16 protein-coding genes are annotated in these 20,971 nt (G+C 65.1%); 9 read left to right on the top strand and 7 right to left on the bottom strand.

All coding sequences use genetic code 11. The features are described from left to right. Positions 1–386: 386 nt before the first annotated feature. The 4 genes from U858_RS0132690 to U858_RS0132675 all read right to left on the bottom strand — a co-directional run bounded on the left by U858_RS0132690 (position 387) and on the right by U858_RS0132675 (position 5,306). Complete coding sequence (locus U858_RS0132690; RefSeq protein ID WP_025141302.1) at positions 387–1,838, bottom strand: bifunctional 2-methylcitrate dehydratase/aconitate hydratase; 1,452 nt, start codon at positions 1,836–1,838, stop codon at positions 387–389. Positions 1,839–1,917: 79 nt separating this feature from the next. Continuing rightward, on the bottom strand, positions 1,918–3,138 hold the full coding sequence (gene prpC / locus U858_RS0132685) for a 2-methylcitrate synthase (RefSeq protein ID WP_025141301.1): 1,221 nt from the start codon (positions 3,136–3,138) through the stop codon (positions 1,918–1,920). A gap of 99 nt (positions 3,139–3,237) precedes the next feature. After that, positions 3,238–4,128, bottom strand: coding sequence for a methylisocitrate lyase (gene prpB / locus U858_RS0132680; RefSeq protein ID WP_025141300.1), 891 nt, complete (start codon positions 4,126–4,128; stop codon positions 3,238–3,240). 188 nt (positions 4,129–4,316) lie between these two features. Further along, positions 4,317–5,306 carry a malate dehydrogenase gene (locus tag U858_RS0132675; protein WP_025141299.1) on the bottom strand — a complete coding sequence of 330 codons (990 nt, stop codon included), beginning with the start codon at positions 5,304–5,306 and terminating at the stop codon, positions 4,317–4,319. A gap of 381 nt (positions 5,307–5,687) precedes the next feature. Here U858_RS0132675 and U858_RS0132670 point away from each other — a divergent pair, with 381 nt between their 5' ends. The 8 genes from U858_RS0132670 (at position 5,688) to U858_RS0132635 (ending at position 12,759) form a co-directional block, all read left to right on the top strand. Further along, on the top strand, positions 5,688–6,467 hold the full coding sequence (locus U858_RS0132670) for a GntR family transcriptional regulator (protein ID WP_025141298.1): 780 nt from the start codon (positions 5,688–5,690) through the stop codon (positions 6,465–6,467). A gap of 121 nt (positions 6,468–6,588) precedes the next feature. Continuing rightward, positions 6,589–7,005, top strand: a complete 417-nt coding sequence (sdhC, locus tag U858_RS0132665; protein WP_025141297.1) for a succinate dehydrogenase, cytochrome b556 subunit — start codon at positions 6,589–6,591, stop codon at positions 7,003–7,005. After that, positions 7,006–7,389 carry a succinate dehydrogenase, hydrophobic membrane anchor protein gene (gene sdhD / locus U858_RS0132660; RefSeq protein ID WP_025141296.1) on the top strand — a complete coding sequence of 128 codons (384 nt, stop codon included), beginning with the start codon at positions 7,006–7,008 and terminating at the stop codon, positions 7,387–7,389. A 3-nt stretch (positions 7,390–7,392) separates the two neighbouring features. Beyond that, complete coding sequence (gene sdhA, locus U858_RS0132655) at positions 7,393–9,171, top strand: succinate dehydrogenase flavoprotein subunit (RefSeq protein ID WP_025141295.1); 1,779 nt, start codon at positions 7,393–7,395, stop codon at positions 9,169–9,171. An 18-nt stretch (positions 9,172–9,189) separates the two neighbouring features. Then, complete coding sequence (locus tag U858_RS0132650) at positions 9,190–9,906, top strand: succinate dehydrogenase iron-sulfur subunit (protein ID WP_025141294.1); 717 nt, start codon at positions 9,190–9,192, stop codon at positions 9,904–9,906. Positions 9,907–9,931: 25 nt separating this feature from the next. Then, positions 9,932–10,192, top strand: coding sequence for a succinate dehydrogenase assembly factor 2 (locus tag U858_RS0132645; RefSeq protein ID WP_006218128.1), 261 nt, complete (start codon positions 9,932–9,934; stop codon positions 10,190–10,192). Between the two features lie 19 nt (positions 10,193–10,211). Then, the gene (locus U858_RS0132640; protein WP_025141293.1) at positions 10,212–11,522 is read left to right on the top strand and encodes a citrate synthase; all 1,311 of its coding nucleotides are present in this window, start codon (positions 10,212–10,214) and stop codon (positions 11,520–11,522) included. A 124-nt stretch (positions 11,523–11,646) separates the two neighbouring features. Then, positions 11,647–12,759: a hypothetical protein gene (locus U858_RS0132635; protein WP_025141292.1), complete on the top strand. Its 1,113-nt coding sequence runs from the start codon at positions 11,647–11,649 to the stop codon at positions 12,757–12,759. Between the two features lie 13 nt (positions 12,760–12,772). Here U858_RS0132635 and U858_RS0132630 read toward each other — a convergent pair whose 3' ends face one another. From U858_RS0132630 to mdeB, 3 genes are all read right to left on the bottom strand, one after another. Further along, entirely contained in the window at positions 12,773–13,225 is a 453-nt protein-coding gene (locus tag U858_RS0132630; RefSeq protein ID WP_025141291.1) for a DUF2214 family protein, read from the bottom strand. Positions 13,226–13,360: 135 nt separating this feature from the next. Then, on the bottom strand, positions 13,361–15,658 hold the full coding sequence (locus U858_RS0132625; RefSeq protein ID WP_025141290.1) for an NADP-dependent malic enzyme: 2,298 nt from the start codon (positions 15,656–15,658) through the stop codon (positions 13,361–13,363). Between the two features lie 244 nt (positions 15,659–15,902). Then, on the bottom strand, positions 15,903–18,590 hold the full coding sequence (mdeB, locus tag U858_RS0132620) for an alpha-ketoglutarate dehydrogenase (protein ID WP_025141289.1): 2,688 nt from the start codon (positions 18,588–18,590) through the stop codon (positions 15,903–15,905). Positions 18,591–18,885: 295 nt separating this feature from the next. On the opposite strand from mdeB, the gene U858_RS0132615 reads away from it, so the two are divergent. Further along, the gene (locus U858_RS0132615) at positions 18,886–20,937 is read left to right on the top strand and encodes an OPT family oligopeptide transporter (protein WP_025141288.1); all 2,052 of its coding nucleotides are present in this window, start codon (positions 18,886–18,888) and stop codon (positions 20,935–20,937) included. The last annotated feature ends 34 nt before the right edge of the window (positions 20,938–20,971 follow it).

The raw sequence follows: 20,971 nt of genomic DNA, 5'->3' as shown, positions 1-20,971 counted from the left end.
TCTTCGTAGGTCGCCCCTCGGGGCGGCGGCTTGCGGAGCGGGCGCCCACGATTGCGGTCCGGAGCCTTCGCTCCGGACTGCCCCTTCGTCATCTTCGTCGCAGCCTTCGGCTGCTCCTTCAGATTCCCTCGGGCGCATCGAGGTTGCCCGCTCCGCAAGCCGCCGCCCCGAGGGGCTACGGGTTTCGAGGATCGGGGCGTTGTTGCACCGGTTGGGGGTGGGAGAGGTTTGCGTTGCCCGCCTCAAGCGGCCGCGCGGGCGGCCTTCTTGGGCTTACGCGCTTCTGGGCGTCGGGAGGGGGGCGCTGCGCGCGGGTGGGGGGGTGTTGCTTGGGGCGCGCAGCGTGTGGGGACGAATTTCTTTCGGGTGGCGGGGGGCGCCTGCCGTTAGATCACGTATAGGTCGACGTACTCGTTTACGGGCATCGCCTCCAGCTTGGCTTGATCCAGGGACACGTCCAGGATTTTCGCTTGTTGGCGGGCCGGGAACATGCGGGCCAGGTTGGTCTTGAACTTGGCTTCCAGCAGGGGGATGCCGTCGGTGCGGCGGCGTTTGTGGCCGATGGGGTATTCGCAGACGACTTCGTCCAGGGTGGAGCCGTCGGTGAAGTGGACCGTCAGGGCGTTGGCGATGGAGCGTTTGTCGGGGTCGTGGTAGTCGCGGGTGTAGGCGGGGTCTTCGACGCAGGTGATCTTGTCGCGCAGGAGGTCGATGCGCGGGTCGCGGGCGATGTCGTCTTCGTAGTCGGCGGCGGTCAGGCGGCCGAACAGGAGGGGGACGGCGACCATGTACTGGATGCAGTGGTCGCGGTCGGCGGGGTTGTTCAGGGGGCCTTTCTTGTCGATGATGCGGATGCACGCCTCGTGGGTGCGGATGGTGATCTTTTCGATGTCGTCCGTGGTCTTGCCGAGGGTCTTGAGGCGCTCGTGGATCTGCATGGCGCATTCGACGGCGGTCTGGGAATGGAATTCGGCCGGGAACGAGATCTTGAACAGCACGTTTTCCATGACGTAGCTGCCGTAAGGGCGCTGGAACTTGAAGGGCTGGCCCTTGAAGAGCACGTCGTAGAAGCCCCAGGTCTTGGCGCTCAGCACCGACGGGTAGCCCATTTCGCCGGTGCGGGCGATGAGGGCCAGGCGCACGGCGCGGCTGGTGGCGTCGCCGGCGGCCCAACTTTTGCGGCTGCCGGTGTTGGGGGCGTGGCGGTAGGTGCGCAGGCTCTGGCCGTCTACCCAGGCCAGCGAGACGGCGTTGATGACTTCGTCGCGGTCCAGGCCCAGCATCTGGGCGACGACGGCGGTCGAGGCGACCTTGACCAGCACCACGTGGTCCAGGCCGACCTTGTTGAAGGAGTTTTCCAGCGCGATGCAGCCCTGGATCTCGTGCGCCTTGATCATGCCGGTGAGCACGTCGCGCATGGTCAGGGGCGGCTTGCCGGCGGCGATGGCGGTGCGCGAGAGCCAGTCGGCGGTGGCCAGGATGCCGCCCAGGTTGTCGGACGGATGGCCCCATTCGGCGGCGAGCCAGGTGTCGTTGAAGTCCAGCCAGCGGATCATCGCGCCGATGTTGAAGGCGGCCTGGACGGGATCGAGCTGGAATTGGGTGCCGGGGACCTTGGCGCCGTGGGGCACGACGGTGCCCGGCACGACCGGACCCAGCAGTTTGCGGCAGGCGGGATATTCCAGCGCTTCCAGGCCGCAGCCCAGGGTGTCGATCAGGCAGTTGCGGGCGGTCTCGTAAGCCAGGCCGCTCTGGATGTCGTAGTTGAGAACGTAGTCGGCGATGTCGACCAGGACCTGGTCGGGCGCGGGACGGACGTTGGAGATCGGGGCAGACATATCGGTACCTCTCCTGAGTGTGTACAGGCGGCCCGGGGCCTGCGCGGCGCGGGGAAATGCGTCGGCAGGCCCATGGTCATTACTTGCGCTTGTCGAGCGGCACGAACTTCTGGTCTTCCGGACCCACGTAGTTGGCGGTGGGGCGGATGATCTTGTTGTCGATGCGCTGCTCGATGATGTGGGCCGACCAGCCCGCGGTGCGTGCAATCACGAACAGCGGGGTGAACATGGCGGTGGGCACGCCCATCATGTGGTAGCTGACGGCCGAGAACCAGTCCAGGTTGGGGAACATCTTCTTGATGTCCCACATGACCGTCTCAAGGCGTTCGGCGATGTCGAACATCTTGGTGCTGCCGGCCTTCTTGGAGAGCTTCTTGGCGACTTCCTTGATGACCTTGTTGCGCGGGTCGGACACGGTGTAGACCGGGTGGCCGAAGCCGATGATGACTTCCTTGGCTTCGACGCGGCGACGGATGTCGGCCTCGGCTTCGTCGGGGGTCTCGTAGCGCTTTTGCACGTCGAACGCGACTTCGTTGGCGCCGCCGTGCTTGGGGCCGCGCAGCGCGCCGATGGCGCCGGTGATGGACGAGTACATGTCCGAGCCGGTGCCGGCGATGACGCGGGCGGTGAACGTGGACGCGTTGAATTCATGCTCGGCGTACAGGTTCAGCGAGATGTGCATCGCCTTGACCCAGTCTTCGCTGGGCTTTTCGCCGTGCAAGAGGTGCAGGAAGTGGCCGCCGATGCTGTCGTCGTCGGTCTGCACGTCGATGACGCGGCCGTTGTGGCTGTAGTGGTACCAGTACAGCAGGGCCGAGCCCAGGTTGGCCATCAGGCGGTCGGCGATGTCGCGCGCGCCCGGGGTGTTGTGGTCGTCTTTCTCAGGCAGCACGCAGCCCAGCACCGAGACGGCCGTGCGCATGACGTCCATCGGGTGGCTGGCGGCCGGCAGCGCTTCCAGCGCGTCCTGCAGCGTGACGGGCAGGCCGCGCAGGCTGCGCAGCTTTTCCTTGTAGGCCTTCAGTTCGGCTTTGTTGGGCAGCTTGCCGTGCACCAGCAGGTGGGCGATTTCTTCGAATTCGCTGGTGTGCGCGATATCCAGGATGTCGTAGCCGCGGTAGTGCAGATCGTTGCCGCTGCGGCCAACCGTACACAGCGCAGTGTTGCCGGCGACGACGCCGGACAGCGCAACCGATTTCTTGGGCTTGAAGCCGGCCTTTTCTTCCGGCGCGGCCTGCGGCTTGGCGTCCGGCTTGGCTGCGTCCTGCTTGGCTGCTTGCTTCTTGGGAGCCGTGCTCATGTGTCTACTCCTTTCCTTTCGCGGTGGTCGATGCAATGGGAGGTAGCGGGGCGCCGCAAGGATGTTGCGGCGCCGGATGCGGTTGCCGGGTGGCGCGGATTACGCCTTGCCCTTCTGGAAGAGGGCATCCAGTTTGGATTCGAACTCGTGATAGCCGATGCGGTCGTACAGTTCTTCGCGCGTCTGCATCAGGTCGACCACGTTTTTCTGGTGGCCGTCGCGGCGGATCGCGGTGTAGACGGCTTCGGCGGCCTTGTTCATGGCGCGGAAGGCCGACAGCGGGTAGAGCACCATGCCCACGCCCACGCTCTTGAGCTCTTCGACCGAGAACAGCGGCGTCTTGCCGAATTCGGTGATGTTGGCCAGCACCGGCACCTTGACGGCCTTGACGAAGCGGTCGTAGGTGGGCAGGTCGTAGGCGGCTTCGGCGAAGATGGCGTCGGCGCCGGCTTCGACGCAGGCCAGCGCGCGCTCGATGGCGGCGTCCACGCCGTGCGAGGCGATGGCGTCGGTGCGGGCGATCAGGTAGAAGTCGCTGTCGGTGCGGGCGTCGGCGGCCGCCTTGACGCGGTCGGCCATTTCTTCGGTGCTGACGATTTCCTTGCCGGGACGATGGCCGCAGCGCTTGGCGCCGACCTGGTCTTCGATGTGGCAGGCGGCGGCGCCGAACTTGATCAGGCTCTTGACGGTGCGGGCGATGTTGAAGGCCGACGGACCGAAACCGGTGTCGATGTCGACCACCAGCGGCACGTCGCACACGTCGGTGATGCGGCGCACGTCGGTCAGGACGTCGTCCATGGTGTTGATGCCCAGGTCGGGCAGGCCAAGCGAACCCGCGGCCACGCCGCCGCCGGACAGGTAGATCGCGCGGTAGCCGGCGCGCTTGGCCAACAGCGCGTGGTTGGCGTTGATGGCGCCGATGATCTGCAGCGGGCTTTCTTCGGCGAGAGCGCGGCGGAACAGGGCGCCGGCGGATTCGGGTCTGGACATGGAGGTCTCCGTTCTTTCTTGCGGTTAGCCCACGACCTTAGCGCGGGTCCGGAACATAAATCTGTCCCCTTCGCGACAATCGCCGGCGGCGGGGCAAAGGGACACGTGTATGTCTCGGTCTTGCAAAAGCAGTCCTGCTTAAGGATTGGGCCCGCATGAACGGGCCCAATCCTTGACTCAAGCGCTGCTTACTTCAGCAGGTCCTTGACGCCGTCGCGCTCTTCGAGCAGCTCTTTCAGCGTGAAGTCCAGGCGCTCGCGCGAGAAGGCGTCGATTTCCAGGCCTTCGACACGCTTGTATTCGCCGTTTTCGGTCGTGACCGGCACGCCGTAGATGATGCCTTCGGGGATGCCGTAGGAGCCGTCCGACGGGATGCCCATCGTGACCCACTTGCCGTTGCTGCCCAGGACCCAGTCACGGACGTGGTCGATGGCGGCGTTGGCGGCCGAAGCGGCCGAGGACAGGCCGCGGGCTTCGATGATGGCGGCGCCGCGCTTGCCCACGGTGGGGATGAAGGTGTCGCGGTTCCAGGCGTCGTCGTTGATCAGCTTGGTCAGCGATTGGCCGTCGACGGTGGCGAAGCGGAAGTCGGGGTACATGGTGGGCGAGTGGTTGCCCCAGACGACCAGCTTCTCGATCGCGGCGACCGGCTTGCCCGACTTGGCCGACAGCTGCGACAGGGCGCGGTTGTGGTCCAGGCGCAGCATGGCGGTGAAGTTCTTGGCGGGCAGGTCCGGCGCCGACTTCATGGCGATGTAGGCGTTGGTGTTGGCCGGGTTGCCGACCACCAGGACCTTGACGTTGCGGCTGGCGACGTCGTTCAGGGCCTTGCCCTGCGCCGTGAAGATCTGGGCGTTGACCGACAGCAGGTCCTTGCGTTCCATGCCGGGGCCGCGCGGGCGGGCGCCGACCAGCAGGGCCACGTCCGCATCCTTGAAGGCGGTGCGGGGGTCGCTGTGGGCGGTGACTTCCTGCAGCAGCGGGAAGGCGCAGTCATCCAGTTCCATGATGACGCCCTTCAGGGCCTTTTGCGCTTTTTCGTCAGGAATTTCAAGCAGCTGCAGAATGACGGGCTGATCTTTGCCCAGCATTTCGCCCGAGGCGATGCGGAACAGCAGTGCGTAACCGATTTGGCCGGCGGCGCCGGTGACGGCGACACGCAAGGCAGGCTTAGACATGGACGTTCTCCGTAATGGTGTGGCGAGAAAAAATCTCACCAATCAGTGTAATCCGTTGAGCGGCAAAGACAGCGCATGCAGGGCGCCTGGACAGGTGGTTACACCCCAGGGCGGGCGCGTCGCCGGACAGCCAGGAATCCTAGATCGAATTTACGTGTGCGTCAATTGATCTTATATCTTATATAAGACATAAGACGTTGGACAGCGCCGCGCCCGATATGCCACAATAGAGCGTTTGTTCGAATGCGCCGCAGCACCGCCGGCTGCGCGCCTGTATCAGGCCAGAACACCGGCACCGCAGCAGCGCATTGTGGATGGAACCGCAATCCTTTGCGCTGCGTTCCCATTCTCCGGATGAACATGACACGACCAAGACGATCCATGGCAGACCCCCGGCCCGAAACCTCCTTACGCCCACGCGCCGCCCGTCCAACGGGCGAGGGAGCCGCTTTCAGTCCGCTGTATCGCCAGATCAAGGATCTGCTCGTCCAGAGCCTGGACCGCGGCGAATGGAAGCCCGGCGAACTCATCCCCAGCGAAATCGATCTGGCTGCCCGTTTCCAGGTCAGCCAGGGCACGGTGCGCAAGGCGGTCGACGAGTTGGCCGCCGAACATCTGCTGCTGCGCCGCCAGGGCAAGGGCACCTTCGTTGCCACCCATCATGAAGCCCGCGTGCGCTACCGGTTCCTGCGCCTGGCTGCCGACGAAGAAGGCGAGCCCGGCCGCGCCGAAAGCCGAATCCTCGAATGCCGCCGCCTGAGGGCGCCCGCCGAGATCGCGCGCGCCCTCGACCTGCGCGCCGGTGAAACCGTGGTGTCCATCCGCCGCCTTCTGTCCATGGGGCAGACACCCACCGTGCTGGACGACATCTGGTTGCCGGGATCCATCTTCCGCGGCCTCACCCTCGAGCTGCTGACCGCCAACAAGGCGCCGCTCTATGGCCTGTTTGAATCCGAATTCGGCGTCAGCATGGTGCGCGCGGACGAAAAGCTGCGCGCGGTCGCCGCGCCGGCCGAAGTCTGTACGCTGCTTAATGTTGCCGCCGGCACGCCGTTGTTGCAGGTGGATCGCGTGTCGTACACGTATGGTGACCGCCCCATGGAAATTCGGCGGGGCTTGTACTTGACCGATCGATACCACTACCGCAATAGTCTGAATTGATGAGCTTTTTACCTACGATTTGATACCAACCCAATCTCTGGGCGAAAATACCGTGTTTGCCCGCAAGGGCCACGGCATTAGCGCCGTCACGATTCCCTAGTTCCGAAACACCGAGGCCGTCATGTCCGACACCGCTGCCAAGCCACGTCCGCAGTTTCGCAATATTGGGCTTGCCCAAGTTGCGTTCTCCTATCGCCTGCCCCTGGCCGGCAAGCTGTCCATCCTGCACCGCATCAGCGGCATTTTGCTGTTCCTCTGTTTGCCCTTGGTCATCGTGCCGCTGTTCGCAGCGAGCGTGGCCGCACCGCAATCGTTCGCCTGGATCGCCTCGTTCGCGGCCAACCCGATCGTCAAGCTTGTCTTCCTGGTCCTGATCTGGGGCTACCTGCACCACTTCTGTGCCGGCATTCGCTACCTGCTGCTCGACCTGCACATCGGTATCGACAAGCTGTCGGCCAAGAAAAGCGCCGGCGTGGTCTTCGGTGTCAGCCTGGCGCTGACGCTGGTGTTCGGTCTCAAACTGTTCGGAGTGCTGTAAATGGCCGCCGCTAAAAACTACGGGCCCAAGCGCCTGGTCGTCGGCGCCCACTATGGCGTCATGGACTTCATCATCCAGCGCATCACCGCCGTCATCATGGCCGTGTATACGCTGGTACTGCTCATCGGCATCCTGACGATGCCTGCCTTCACGTACGAACACTGGGTCAAGCTGTTCAATTTCTACGTGGGCTTCATTCCGGTTGGCCAGATCCTGGCCTCCCTTGCCTTCTTTGCGTTGGCCTGGCACGCCTGGATCGGTGTGCGCGACATCTGGATGGACTACGTCAAGCCGGTGGGCCTGCGCCTGCTGCTGCAAGTGCTGACGATCCTCTGGTTGATCGGTACGGTCATTTACTTTGCGCAAATCCTCTGGAGCATCTAAGCCGTGGTCTCTGTCCTGAAATCCTTGCCGCGTCGCCAGTTTGATGTGGTGGTCGTTGGCGCCGGTGGAGCCGGCATGCGTTGTTCGCTGCAACTGTCCCAAGCGGGCCTGTCGGTTGCCGTGCTGTCCAAAGTGTTCCCCACCCGCTCGCACACCGTTGCCGCGCAGGGCGGCGTGAGCGCCTCGCTGGGCAACATGAGCGAAGACAACTGGTACTGGCACATGTACGACACCGTCAAGGGGTCGGATTGGCTGGGCGACCAGGACGCCATCGAATTCATGTGCCGCGAAGCCCCGAATGCCGTGTACGAGCTCGAGCACTTCGGCATGCCCTTCGACCGCAACCCCGACGGCACCATCTACCAGCGTCCGTTCGGCGGCCACACCGCCAACTTCGGTGAAAAGCCGGTCCAGCGCGCCTGTGCCGCCGCGGACCGCACCGGCCACGCGCTGCTGCACACCCTGTACCAGCGCAACGTCGCTGCGCGCACCCAGTTCTTCGTCGAATGGATGGCGCTGGACCTGCTGCGCAACGAAGCCGGCGACGTCGTGGGCGTGACCGCCCTCGAAATGGAAACGGGCGAAATCTACATCCTGGAAGCCAAGACCACGGTGCTGGCCACCGGCGGCGCGGGCCGTATCTGGGCCGCTTCCACCAACGCCTTCATCAACACCGGTGACGGCCTGGGCATGGCTGCCCGCGCGGGCATTCCGCTGCAGGACATGGAATTCTGGCAATTCCACCCGACCGGCGTGGCCGGCGCCGGCGTGCTGATCACCGAAGGCGTGCGTGGCGAAGGCGGCATCCTGCTGAACAAGGATGGCGAACGCTTCATGGAGCGCTATGCGCCCACGCTGAAGGATCTGGCCCCGCGTGACTTCGTGTCCCGCTCGATGGACCAGGAAATCAAGGAAGGCCGCGGTTGCGGTCCGGACGGCAGCTACGTCGTGCTCAAGCTCGACCACCTGGGCGCCGACGTCATCAACAAGCGCCTGCCCTCGATCCGCGAAATCGCCATCAAGTTCGGCAACGTCGACCCGATCAAGGAACCGATCCCCGTCGTTCCGACCATCCACTACCAGATGGGCGGCATCCCGGCCAACTACCACGGCCAGGTGCTCTCGCGTGAAAACGGCGAGAACAAGGTCATCAACGGCCTGTACGCCATCGGCGAATGCGCCGCGGTGTCGGTGCACGGCGCCAACCGCCTGGGCACGAACTCGTTGCTGGACCTGATCGTGTTCGGTCGCGCCACCGGCAACCACATCGTCAATTCGCACCCGGAGCGCCAGCACGCCCACCAGGACGTGCCGCAGCAAGCCGTCGAATTCTCGCTGGACCGCGTGAACAAGCTGGAAGCACGCACCTCGGGTGAAAAGACGCAAGACATCGGCAACGCCATCCGCTTCTCGATGCAGCGCCACTGCGGCGTGTTCCGCACGCTGGAACTGCTGAACGAAGGCGTGACCCAGATCGAAGACCTGGCCAAGCAAGCCGACAACATCTACTTCAAGGACAAGTCCAAGGTGTTCAACACCGCGCGCGTCGAAGCGCTGGAACTGGCCAACATGACCGAAGTGGCCCGCGCCACGATCAAGTCGGCCGCCAACCGCACGGAAAGCCGCGGCGCGCATGCGCTGGACGACCACCCGACCCGCGACGACGAAAACTGGCTCAAGCACACGCTGTGGTACTCCGAAGGCAGCCGCCTGGATTACAAGCCCGTGCAGATGAAGCCGTTGACGGTCGAGTCCTTCCCGCCCAAGGCGCGTACCTTCTAAGTCCGGATAGAGCCTACTATGAGCACCAAGAGAATCGTCAAGTTCGAAATCTACCGCTACGATCCGGACAAGGACGAGCGCCCGTACATGCAGAAGCTGGAAGTCGAACTCCAGCCCACCGACAAGATGCTGCTTGATGCGCTGGTGCGCATCAAGAACGACGTCGATGACAGCCTGGCGCTGCGCCGCTCGTGCCGTGAAGGCGTGTGCGGTTCGGACGCCATGAACATCAACGGCAAGAACGGCCTGGCCTGCACGACGAACCTTCGCGAACTGAAGGAACCCATCGTGCTGCGCCCGCTGCCGGGCCTGCCCGTGATCCGCGACCTGATCGTGGACATGACGCACTTCTTCAACCAGTACCACTCGGTTCGCCCGTACCTCATCAACGACACGCCGCCGCCCGAAAAAGAGCGCCTGCAGTCGCCCGAGGCCCGTGAAGAACTGGACGGCCTGTACGAGTGCATCCTGTGCGCGTGCTGTTCCACTTCCTGCCCGTCGTTCTGGTGGAATCCCGACAAGTTCGTCGGCCCGGCCGGCCTGCTGCAAGCCTACCGCTTCATCGCTGACAGCCGCGACGAAGCCACGGGCGACCGCCTGGACAACCTGAACGATCCGTTCCGCCTGTTCCGTTGCCACACCATCATGAACTGCGTCGACGTCTGTCCCAAGGGACTGAACCCGACCAAGGCGATTGGCAAGATCAAGGAACTGATGGTCCGTCGTACGGTCTAGTAGTGAATGTATTGAAGGTGTAAAGATGAGCAGGCTTACTGAACTGGAACGGGCGCGTCTGCGTTGGCGGGCGCGCCGCGGCCTGCTCGAAAACGACTTGATCATTACCCGGTATCTGGACGCTTACGAGGCCGAACTTACCGACGATGATGTGGCGGCATTGACCCAGCTGTTCGAGATGGGAGACAACGACCTTCTCGACCTGCTGCTGGCCCGCAAGGAACTCGAAGGCGACCTGGACACCCCCAGGCTTCGGGGCATTATTGGCCAGATGCGCGCACTGTGATTAATTGAGAGGAATAAACATGAACCTGTCTGACAAAAAAGCCACTCTATCCTTCTCGGATGGCAGCGCACCCATTGAGTTCCCTGTCTACAAGGGCACGGTCGGTCCGGATGTGATCGACATCCGCAAGCTGTACGGCCAGACGGGCATGTTTACGTTTGACCCCGGCTTCATGTCGACGGCCGCCTGCGAATCGGGCATCACGTACATCGACGGCGACAAGGGCGAGCTGCTGTACCGCGGCTTCCCCATCGAGCAATTGGCCGTCAATTGCGACTTCATGGACATCTGCTACCTGATCCTGAACGGCGAACTGCCCAATCAGGAACAGAAGGCCGACTTCGATTCGCAAGTGACCCATCACACGATGGTCAACGAGCAGCTGCACTTCTTCCTGCGTGGTTTCCGCCGCGACGCCCACCCGATGGCCGTCCTGACGGGCCTGGTGGGCGCGCTGTCCGCGTTCTACCACGACTCGACCGACATCACGAACCCGCAGCATCGCCACATCTCGGCTATCCGCCTGATCGCCAAGATGCCGACGCTGGTCGCGATGGCATACAAGTACTCGCAAGGCCAACCGTTCATCTACCCGCAGAACGACCTGTCCTACACGGGCAACTTCCTGCGCATGATGTTCGCCACGCCGTGCGAAGACTACAAGGTGAACGAAGTCGTCGAGCGCGCGCTCGACCGCATCTTCATCCTGCACGCCGACCACGAGCAAAACGCCTCGACCTCGACCGTGCGCCTGTGCGGTTCGTCGGGCACCAACCCGTTCGCAGCCATCTCGGCCGGCGTCGCTTGCCTGTGGGGCCCGGCCCACGGCGGCGCCAACGAAGCGTGCCTGCAGATGCTCGAAGAACTGCAAGCCAACGGCGGCATCGCCAAGGTCGGCGAGTTCATGGAGAAGGTCAAGGACAAGAACTCGGGCGTGCGCCTGATGGGCTTTGGCCACCGCGTCTACAAGAACTACGACCCGCGCGCCAAGCTGATGCAGGAAACCTGCAAGGAAGTGCTCTCGGCCCTGGGCCTGGAAAACGACCCGCTGTTCAAGCTGGCCATGGAACTGGAACGCATCGCCCTGTCCGATCCGTACTTCGTGCAGCGCAAGCTGTACCCGAACGTGGACTTCTACTCGGGTATCGTCCAACGCGCCATCGGCATCCCGACCTCGCTGTTCACGGCCATCTTCGCGCTGGCCCGCACGGTGGGCTGGATCGCCCAGTGGAACGAAATGCTGTCGGATCCCGATTACAAGATCGGCCGTCCGCGTCAGCTGTTCACCGGTTCGGTCACGCGCGACGTGCCCCCGATGGACAAGCGTTGATACGCTGCCCGGCATGAACAAGAAACCGCCTTCGGGCGGTTTTTTGTTGCCCGCGTCCGGCCGGGCCGGGTGGCACGCGGCGCCCGCAGCATAGGGGCACGGTTTTGGCGATATCATTGCCGCCATGATTCCGATAGCACTGCCTTCCGCCGGCTTCTACATCCTGCTTTCCTGCGGCTTCCTGGCCGGCCTCGTGCTGCTGGGCTGGCTGTTGGTCGTGGCCACCAGTGCCGGTGCGCGCCGCACGGTCCGCAAGTACTGGAAGACGTCCAGCCTTGTGTTTCTGGTACTGCTGGTGCCGTTCGCGTTCTACGCCTGGGTGCAGGCCGTGATCTGGCAGGTGGGGCGCGAAAGCGATCGCGCCGAGGCGGCGCGCAATATCACCTTGCCGCAGCCGACCACGGTAGGGGGCATTCTGATGCCCGCCGGCACGCGCCTGAAAATGCAGGACGAAGGCCAGCTCGAGACCTATGTCGAGGCCGAATTCCCGCAGCCCATCGCCATGTATGGCGTGCAGGCGTCCAGCGCCCGGCGCTATCTGGATACCGAGTACGACATGGAAACCTACGCCCTGCGCGGGCGTTATCCCCGCACGGTCATTCTGCGCGGCGCCGGCAGCCAGGCGCTGCTGGGCTGGCAGTGCGATGCCACGCAGGATATCGAACTCGACGTCGCGCGCGATGGCGCCCTGAAGGGATTGAAACAGTGCGTGCTGGGCGCGGGCAACCGGGCCGACGCGCTGGACATCGCCGCGGGTTCCATCGCCTACGGCTCGGACGGCACCGTCTACACGGACGGTTCGCGCGATCCGGACCGCTGGCGCATCGAAATCAAGGATCCGGTGGCGCTCAAAGTGTTCGGCCTGCCGCTGAGCAATCCCAGGCTCTACCTGGACGATACGCGGCGCCTGTTGCGGGTCAGCGATGCCGAACTGGCCTGCGCCACGCAGCTCGGGGCAGTCAGCTACGCCGCCGGCACCCAGGTCCGGTCCGTGCGCCGTGGCCGTGGCGACGACCGCGAACCGTACCCCGGGGTGCTGCTGCTCAGTCCCTGGAACGGCCAGGCGGCCAAGCGTGCCGGGCACGACGACGTGCCGGAAGGCATGTCGATCATGCAGTCACTGGGCGGCGAGGTCATCGACGTGGTCAAGAACGAAGACGTGGGCGTGTACCACTTCGCGACCATCATCGTCGGCGACGACATGCCGCAGGGGCCGACGCGCGCGCGCTGCCCCTGAGGCGGGCGCGGCGTTACGCGCCGATGCCGCGCGCCATCAGCACGGCGAACAGCGGCAGGAAGATGAACAGGTGCGATTCGATCATCACCCAGCGGCGGGCGCGCTTGATCTCGGGCTCGGTCGGCACGAAGCCGGGCTGCTGCCGCGCCTGCTTTGCCCATCGCAGGAAGGCCAGCGTGGGCGGGGCCGAACAGAGGCCGATGACGACGAACAGCGTGATCTTGGCGTGAAACCACGGATTGCCCATGTAGAAGGCGGCGCCCTTGATGCCTAGGGTCAGGCGCAGCACGCCGGTGGCCAGCACGGCGATCGCACTGAACATATACAGGCGGTCGTAGATCACCAGGCGTTTCAGCGCGGCGGGCGTGAGGTCGGGGCGCAGCAGCACCGCTTCGGCGGTCAGCACCACCACCAGCACGAAGATCGCCAGGTAGTGAAACCAGGCCAGGAAGGCATCGAGCAGCATGGGAAGGCTCCAGGAAAAAGGATCAGCCCGATTTTTACCATCCGTCCTTGGCCGGGGCCATCCTGGATTTCTGCCTGAGATGAAAAAGGGCGCCCCGAGGGGCGCCCTTGCCATGCGTTTATCGCGCGAGAGCGATCAACGGCGCTTCTTGGCGGCCTCGGCGGCTTCCTGCTGCGCATCCACCACGGCCAGGGCCGTCATGTTGACGATGCGGCGCACGGTGGCGCTGGTCGTCAGGATGTGCACCGGGCGGGCGGCGCCCAGCAGGATCGGGCCCATCGCGACACCATTGCTGCCGGTCATCTTCAGCATGTTGTACGTGATGTTGCCGGTGTCCAGCGTGGGCATGACCAGCAGGTTGGCCGGACCCTTCAGGGTGCTGTCCGGGTAGGCCAGCACGCGGATCTTTTCCGACAGGGCGGCGTCGGCGTGCATTTCGCCGTCGACTTCGAGGTCGGGCGCGCGGTCTTGCACGATCTGGCGGGCGGTGGCCATCTTGCGCGACGATTCCGTGACGCGGCTGCCGAAGTTCGAGTGCGACAGCAGGGCGATCTTGGGCACCACGCCGAAACGCAGCATTTCGTCGGCAGCCTGGATGGTGATGCTGGCGACTTCTTCGGCCGTCGGGTTCTCGTTGACGTGGGTGTCGGTGATGAACAGCGTCTGGTCGGGCAGCATCAGCACGTTCAGGGCGGCGTAGGTCTGGCCTTCCTTCTTGCCGATGATTTCGTCGATGTACTTGAGCTGGTTGTCGTACTTGCTGGCCACGCCGCACAAGAGCGCGTCGGCATCGCCACGGCGCAGCAGCATCGCGCCGATCAGCGTGTTGTGCTTGCGGATCATCGCCTTGGCGATGGCCGGCGTGACGCCTTCGCGGCCCTTGAGCTGGTAGTACGCGTTCCAGGTTTCGTTGAAGCGGCTGTCGTCTTCGGGATCGACGATCTCGAAGTGCTGGCCGGCGATCAGGCGCAGGCCGAACTTCTTGATGCGCATCTCGATGACGGCGGGGCGGCCGATCAGGATCGGGAATGCCAGCTTTTCATCGGCAACCGTCTGCACGGCGCGCAGGACGCGTTCGTCTTCGCCGTCGGCGTAGATGACGCGCTTGGGCGCCTTCTTGGCCTGGGCGAACAGCGGACGCATCAGCTGGCCGGAGTGGTACACGAAGCCCATCAGCTTCTGGCGGTAGGCTTCGATGTCTTCGATGGGGCGGGCGGCCACGCCGGAATCGGCGGCGGCCTGGGCCACGGCCGGGGCGATCTGGACGATCAGGCGCGGGTCGAACGGCTTGGGGATGATGTAGTCCGGGCCGAACGCGAGTTCCTGGCCGGCGTAGGCGCGGGCCACTTCGTCGTTCTGCTCGGCCTGGGCCAGTTCAGCGATGGCCTTCACGCACGCCAGCTTCATTTCTTCGGTGATGCGCGAGGCGCCGGCATCCATGGCGCCGCGGAAGATGAAGGGGAAGCACAGCACGTTGTTGACCTGGTTCGGGTAGTCCGAACGGCCGGTGGCGATGATGCAGTCGGGGCGCGCGGCCTTGGCGACTTCCGGGCGGATTTCCGGTTCCGGGTTGGCCAGCGCCAGGATCAGCGGGCGGTCGGCCATGGTCTTGACCATGTCGGCGGTGAGCACGCCGGCGGTGGAGCAGCCCAGGAAGACGTCGGCGCCGTTGACCACGTCGGCGAGCGTGCGCGCGTCGGTCTTTTGCGCGTAGCGCTTCTTGTTGGCTTCCATGTTTTCATCGCGGCCTTCCCAGATGACGCCGCGCGAATCCACCACGTAGATGTTCTCGCGTTTCACGCCCAGGTGCACCAGCAGGTCCAGGCAGGCGATGGCGGCAGCGCCCGCGCCCGAGCACGCCAGCTTGACCGAGCCGATGTCCTTGTTCACGACCTTCAGGCCGTTCAGGATGGCCGCCGACGAGATGATGGCGGTGCCGTGCTGGTCGTCGTGGAAGACGGGGATCTTCATGCGCTCGCGCAGCTTCTTCTCGATGTAGAAGCACTCGGGCGCCTTGATGTCTTCGAGGTTGACGCCGCCCAGCGTGGGCTCGAGCGCGGCGATGATGTCGACCAGCTTGTCCGGATCGTTCTCGGCCAGTTCGATGTCGAACACGTCGATGCCGGCGAACTTCTTGAACAGGCAGCCCTTGCCTTCCATGACGGGCTTGGCGGCCAGCGGGCCGATGTTGCCCAGGCCGAGCACGGCGGTGCCGTTGGTGATCACGCCCACCAGGTTGCCGCGCGAGGTGTACTTGGACGCGGCGTCGTCGCCCTGTTCGAAGATGGCCATGCAGGCGGCCGCCACGCCGGGCGAGTACGCCAGCGACAGGTCGTCTTGGTTGGCCAGGGGCTTGGTCGGGGTGACCGAGATTTTGCCGGGGGTGGGATAGGCGTGGTAATCCAACGCCATTTTGGTGAGGGTTTCGTCCATGGGATACAGCCTTTTCGGCGCTAACTTTGGAGGGTGAAAACGGAAAGCAAAAAGCGGGCTCTCGGCCCGCCGTATTCTTTGGGAAATGCTTAGGGAACACCCGTATTTCAACAGAAAGCGGCGCCAATTGGTTGCTGCACCGCAGCGATCGCGCGATTTTGATCAAGCCGCGCCGCCGCCGCTGCGTGCGGGCGTATGAGAAAAAAACCCCGGCCGGGGCTTTTTTCCTTTGCCTTTCAGGGGTTTATTGCGCCCAGGGCGGATTGGTCCGAGATTGCGCGTTGAGGGTCTTGCGCAACGTCGCGGCCTGCTCCTGGCGGCCCAGGCTGTCCAGCGCGTGCAACACGATCCAGTCGGCGCTGACTTCAAAGAAGTCACGCAACTGGGCGCGCGTGTCGCTACGCCCGAACCCGTCCGTGCCCAGCGTGCGATAGGGCGCGGGCACCCAGGCGCGGATCTGTTCCGGCACGGCGCGTACGTAGTCGCTGGCGGCCACCACCGGGGCGTTGCTGTCGCCCAGGCAGGTGCGCACCCAGTCCGCCTCCGCGGCTGCCTCCAGCCCCAGCACGCGGGCGCGCTCGGCTTCGCGGCCGTCGCGGGCCAGCTCGGAAAAGCTGGTCACGCTCCAGACTTCGGCATCGACGCCGTAGTCGTCGCGCAGGCGGTCGGCGGCCATTTCGGCTTCGCGCAGCATCGGGCCGGCGCCCAGCAGCCGTACCTGCGCCTGTTTACGAGCGGGCCGCAGGCGATACATGCCGCGCAGGATGCCTTCTGCCGCGTTGCCGTCCTGCGGCAGGTCGGGCTGCGCCAGGTTTTCGTTGGTGACGGTCAGGTAGAAGAATTCGTCGCGCTGCTCGTCCAGCATGCGGCGCATGCCGTATTCGACGATGACGGCGACTTCGTAGGCGTAAGCCGGATCGTAGGCGCGGCAGTTGGGCACCGTGGCCGCCACGATGTGGCTCGAGCCGTCCTGGTGCTGCAGGCCTTCGCCGCCCAGCGTGGTGCGGCCCGAGGTGGCGCCGACCAGAAAGCCGCGCGTGCGTTGATCGGCCGCTGCCCAGATCAGGTCGCCGATGCGCTGGAAGCCGAACATCGAGTAATAGATATAGAAGGGCAGCATCGGCAGGCCGTTCACCGAATAGCTGGTGCCCGCAGCCGTCCACGACGAAATGGCGCCGGCCTCGGTGATGCCTTCTTCCAGGATCTGGCCATCGCGCGCTTCGCGGTAGTACAGCACCGAGCCGATGTCTTCGGGCTCGTACAACTGGCCTTGTGCCGAATAGATGCCGATCTGGCGAAACAGGTTGGCCATGCCGAAGGTGCGGGCCTCGTCGGCCACGATGGGCACGATGCGCGAGCCGATCTCGGGGTCTTTGAGCAGCGCCGTCAGCATGCGCACGATGGCCATGGTGGACGACATTTCCTTGCCGTCGGCGGCCAGCGCGAAACGCGCCCATTGCTCGACCGCGGGCGGGGCCAGGCGCGGCGCCACGGTATTGCGGCGGGGAATGTGGCCGCCCAGCGCGTCGCGGCGGGCTTGCAGGTGGCGCATTTCGGCGCTGTCGTCGGCCGGCCGGTAGAACTTGAGCGCCAGGCAGTCGGCATCCGAGATCGGCAGGGCAAAGCGGTCACGGAACGCCAGCAGCGCCTCGTCGTCCAGCTTCTTCTGCTGGTGGGTGGTCATCTTGCCCTGGCCCGCGGCACCCATGCCGAAGCCCTTCTTGGTCTGCGCCAGGATCACGGTGGGCTGGCCGCGGTGGCGCGAGGCGCGGTGGTACGCGGCATGGATCTTGACCATGTCGTGGCCGCCTCGGTGCAGGCGGTCGATGGCTTCGTCGGACCAGTCGGCGACCAGCGCCGCCAGCTCGGGATTCTGGTTGAAGAAGTGGGCGCGATTGAAGGCGCCGTCGTTGGCGGCAAAGGTCTGGAACTGGCCGTCGACCGTGTTGGCGAAGGCGCGCGCCAGGGCGCCCGTGGTGTCGCGCCGCAACAGGGCGTCCCAGTCGCTGCCCCAGACCAGCTTGATGACGTTCCAGCCGGCGCCGGCGTACAGGGTTTCCAGTTCGTCGATGATGCGGCCATTGCCGCGCACCGGGCCGTCCAGGCGTTGCAGGTTGCAGTTGACGACGAACACCAGGTTGTCGAGTTTTTCGCGGGCGGCCAGCGTCAGGGCGGCGATGGATTCGGGTTCGTCCATTTCGCCGTCGCCGAAGATGCCCCAGACCTTGCGGTCGCCGCCGGGCACCAGCGAGCGGTGCTCCAGGTAGCGCATGAAGCGGGCCTGGTAGATGGCGTTGATGGGGCCGATGCCCATCGACCCGGTGGGGAACTGCCAGAAGTCCGGCATCAGCCAGGGGTGCGGATACGACGACAGGCCGCGCAGGCCGCGCGAGGTGGCGGTGATTTCCTGGCGAAAGTGCGCCAGGTCGTCTTCCTTCAGGAAGCCTTCCAGGTAGGCGCGGGCGTAGACGCCAGGGGCCGAGTGCGGCTGCATGTAGACCAGGTCACCGGGGCCGTCGGGCGTCGAGGCCCGGAAGAAATGGTTGAAGCCCACCTCGAACAGGTCGGCTGCCGAGGCGTAGCTGGCGATGTGGCCGCCCAGTTCGCCGTGCGCCTGGTTGGCGCGCACCACCATGGCCAGCGCGTTCCAGCGGTTGATGCGGGCGATACGCTCTTCGACCGCCAGGTTGCCGGGAAAGGGCGGTTCCTGGTCGGCGGGAATGGTGTTCAGGTAGGCGGTGCGCGTCTGGCTGTTGGCGCGTAGGCCCAGCGAGGCGGCGTGGCCCAGCAGGTTGTCCAGCACATAGCCCGCCCGGTCGGCGCCCGAGGCCTCGACCAGGGACTGCAGGCCTTCACGCCATTCGGCGGTTTCGGCGGGGTCGGCGTCTTGCCGGAGGTCTTGCCCGGCGGGCGAATGGCTGGCGTCACACATGATGGTTTTGTCTCCTTGTAGCGTCCATGCTAGACCTGTCCCAGGGGCATGGGTTATCAAAACCTGGGGGAGAAACCCTGGCTTTCAGCATAATCGGTTGTCGAAATTCCGGTGGACGGCAGGATCTGCTGCCGAATGCCGCTTACGGCTGGTGACCACCCGGTGGACGTTGAAGCGCTAGAATTCGCGCTTCAGAAAAAACAAACCGGCAACCAACAGGGCGGACACGCCCTGATAGCCGGGGTGCGCCCGTCTTTTCGGCGGGTGGCGTCCCGGCCAGTAAAGGGAGACTTCAATGACTCAACCCACCCGCGTCCCGGCCGACGTCACGCTACCGGAACTGACGTTCCGCGGCGTGCTGCTGGGCGCGCTGATCACCATCATCTTCACCGCGTCCAACGTGTTCCTGGGCCTGAAGGTCGGCCTGACGTTCTCGTCGGCCATCCCGGCGGCGGTGATTTCCATGTCGGTGCTGCGTCTGTTCAAGGACGCCAACATCCTGGAAAACAACATGGTGCAGACGCAGGCCTCGGCGGCCGGCACGCTGTCCTCCATCATTTTCATCCTGCCTGCCCTGGTCATGATGGGCCACTGGCAAGGCTTTCCGTTCTGGCAGACGCTGGGCATCTGCGCCGCAGGCGGCATGCTGGGCGTGATGTTCACGATTCCGCTGCGCCACGTGATGGTGGTGCAGAGCGACCTGCCGTATCCCGAAGGCGTGGCCGCGGCCGAGATCCTGCGGGTCGGCAGCGCCGAACGGGCCCAGGACGCCGCGGAAGAAGCCGGACGTGCGCCGGCCAAGCCGGCGGCCACCGGCATGGGCGACATCGTCAGCGGCGGCGTGGTGGCGGCGGCCGTCAGCTTCGCTGCCAGTGGCCTGCGGGTGCTGGGCGAGGGTGTCAGCGGCTGGTTTTCGCTGGGTGGCGCCGTGTTCCGGCTGCCGATGGGTTTCTCGCTGGCGCTGCTGGGGGCCGGCTACCTGATCGGCATCGTGGCTGGCCTGGCCATGCTGGCCGGACTGGTGATCTCGTGGGGCATCGCGGTGCCCATCCTGACCGCCATGGCCGACATTCCCGCCAACATGTCGCTGGAAAAATTCGCCACCGGCCTGTGGGCCTCGCAGGTGCGCTTCATTGGCGCCGGGGTGATCGGCGTGGGCGCCATCTGGACGCTGGCCACGCTGTTCATGCCGATGGCGCGTGGCGTCAAGGCGTCGTTCTCGGCGCTGACCCGCGCGGGCGCGGCCCGTGCCGGCCAGGCGCCGCGCACCGAGCGTGACCTGTCGGCGGGCTGGATCTCGGTAGTCACATTGGTGCTGGTGGCGGTATTGGTCATCACCTTCCAGGTGTTCCTGGCGGGGGCGCCGCTGTCGGCCGCCGCGGTCTGGAAGCTGGTGGCCTATGCCGTGCTGTTCGCCTTCGTGTTCGGCTTCCTGGTGGCGGCCGCCTGCGGCTACATGGCGGGCCTGGTGGGCTCGTCGACCAGCCCGATCTCGGGCGTGGGCATCGTGGCCATCGTACTGGTGTCGCTGCTGATGCTGGCCCTGGGCGGCGAGCTGCTGGCGGTGCAGAACGGCGTGCAGATGGCGATCGCGCTGGCGATCTTCAGTACGTCTGCCGTGGTGGCCGTGGCGTCGATTTCCAATGACAACCTGCAAGACTTGAAGACCGGCTGGCTGGTGGGTGCCACGCCCTGGCGCCAACAGGTGGCGCTGCTGATTGGCTGCGTGGTGGGCGCGGCGGTGATTTCGCCGGTGCTGGAACTGCTCTACAACGCCTACGGCTTTGCCGATGCCATGCCGCGCGAAGGCATGGACCCCGGCCAGGCGCTGTCGGCGCCGCAGGCGACGCTGATGCTGGCGATTGCGCGCGGCATCTTCACGCACCAATTGAACTGGACCATGATCCTGATCGGCATGGCGGTGGGCGTGGCGTTGATTGCCGTGGATGAAGTCTTGAAGCGCACCTGCAAGGTGGCCCGCATTCCGGCGCTGGCGGTGGGTATCGGTATCTACTTACCGCCCACCGTGGCCGCGCCCATCGTGGCCGGCGCGCTGCTGGCCTGGCTGCTGGAACGCGCGCTTCGTCGCCGTGCCCAGGTCGCGGGCAAGCCCTACGAGCAGTTCGCCGAGGCGGCCAACCGCCGCGGCGTGCTGATTGCCTCGGGCCTGATCGTGGGCGAAAGCCTGGTGGGCGTGGTCATGGCCGCCATCATCGGCGCTGCGGGCACGGATGCGCCGCTGGCGATTGCCGGCGAAGGCTTTGCCCGCACGGCGTCGTTCCTGGGGCTGGCGGTGTTTGCGGCGGTGGCGGTGCTGTTCTGGCGCCGCGTGATGCGCCTGGTGTAGACCGGCAGCGCAGCAAGCAGAGGGGCGGGGCGGG

It is taken from the genome of Achromobacter sp. DH1f (assembly GCF_000633435.1).
Lineage (GTDB): Bacteria > Pseudomonadota > Gammaproteobacteria > Burkholderiales > Burkholderiaceae_B > Achromobacter > Achromobacter deleyi.
The sequence above is the reverse complement of the archived record's forward strand: the minus strand, read 5'-3'. Positions and strand labels throughout refer to the sequence as shown.

Excerpts from the sequence above, each read along its gene's own strand:
- U858_RS0132675 (WP_025141299.1), bottom strand. The coding sequence starts at position 5,306 with ATGTCTAAGCCTGCCTTGCGTGTCGCCGTCACCGGCGCCGCCGGCCAA.
- U858_RS0132650 (WP_025141294.1), top strand. The coding sequence starts at position 9,190 with ATGAGCACCAAGAGAATCGTCAAGTTCGAAATCTACCGCTACGATCCG.
- U858_RS0132690 (WP_025141302.1), bottom strand. The coding sequence starts at position 1,838 with ATGTCTGCCCCGATCTCCAACGTCCGTCCCGCGCCCGACCAGGTCCTG.
- U858_RS0132635 (WP_025141292.1), top strand. The coding sequence starts at position 11,647 with ATGATTCCGATAGCACTGCCTTCCGCCGGCTTCTACATCCTGCTTTCC.
- U858_RS0132645 (WP_006218128.1), top strand. The coding sequence starts at position 9,932 with ATGAGCAGGCTTACTGAACTGGAACGGGCGCGTCTGCGTTGGCGGGCG.
- prpC (WP_025141301.1), bottom strand. The coding sequence starts at position 3,138 with ATGAGCACGGCTCCCAAGAAGCAAGCAGCCAAGCAGGACGCAGCCAAG.
- U858_RS0132640 (WP_025141293.1), top strand. The coding sequence starts at position 10,212 with ATGAACCTGTCTGACAAAAAAGCCACTCTATCCTTCTCGGATGGCAGC.
- U858_RS0132670 (WP_025141298.1), top strand. The coding sequence starts at position 5,688 with ATGGCAGACCCCCGGCCCGAAACCTCCTTACGCCCACGCGCCGCCCGT.
- U858_RS0132625 (WP_025141290.1), bottom strand. The coding sequence starts at position 15,658 with ATGGACGAAACCCTCACCAAAATGGCGTTGGATTACCACGCCTATCCC.
- U858_RS0132615 (WP_025141288.1), top strand. The coding sequence starts at position 18,886 with ATGACTCAACCCACCCGCGTCCCGGCCGACGTCACGCTACCGGAACTG.
- sdhD (WP_025141296.1), top strand. The coding sequence starts at position 7,006 with ATGGCCGCCGCTAAAAACTACGGGCCCAAGCGCCTGGTCGTCGGCGCC.
- mdeB (WP_025141289.1), bottom strand. The coding sequence starts at position 18,590 with ATGTGTGACGCCAGCCATTCGCCCGCCGGGCAAGACCTCCGGCAAGAC.
- prpB (WP_025141300.1), bottom strand. The coding sequence starts at position 4,128 with ATGTCCAGACCCGAATCCGCCGGCGCCCTGTTCCGCCGCGCTCTCGCC.
- U858_RS0132630 (WP_025141291.1), bottom strand. The coding sequence starts at position 13,225 with ATGCTGCTCGATGCCTTCCTGGCCTGGTTTCACTACCTGGCGATCTTC.
- sdhC (WP_025141297.1), top strand. The coding sequence starts at position 6,589 with ATGTCCGACACCGCTGCCAAGCCACGTCCGCAGTTTCGCAATATTGGG.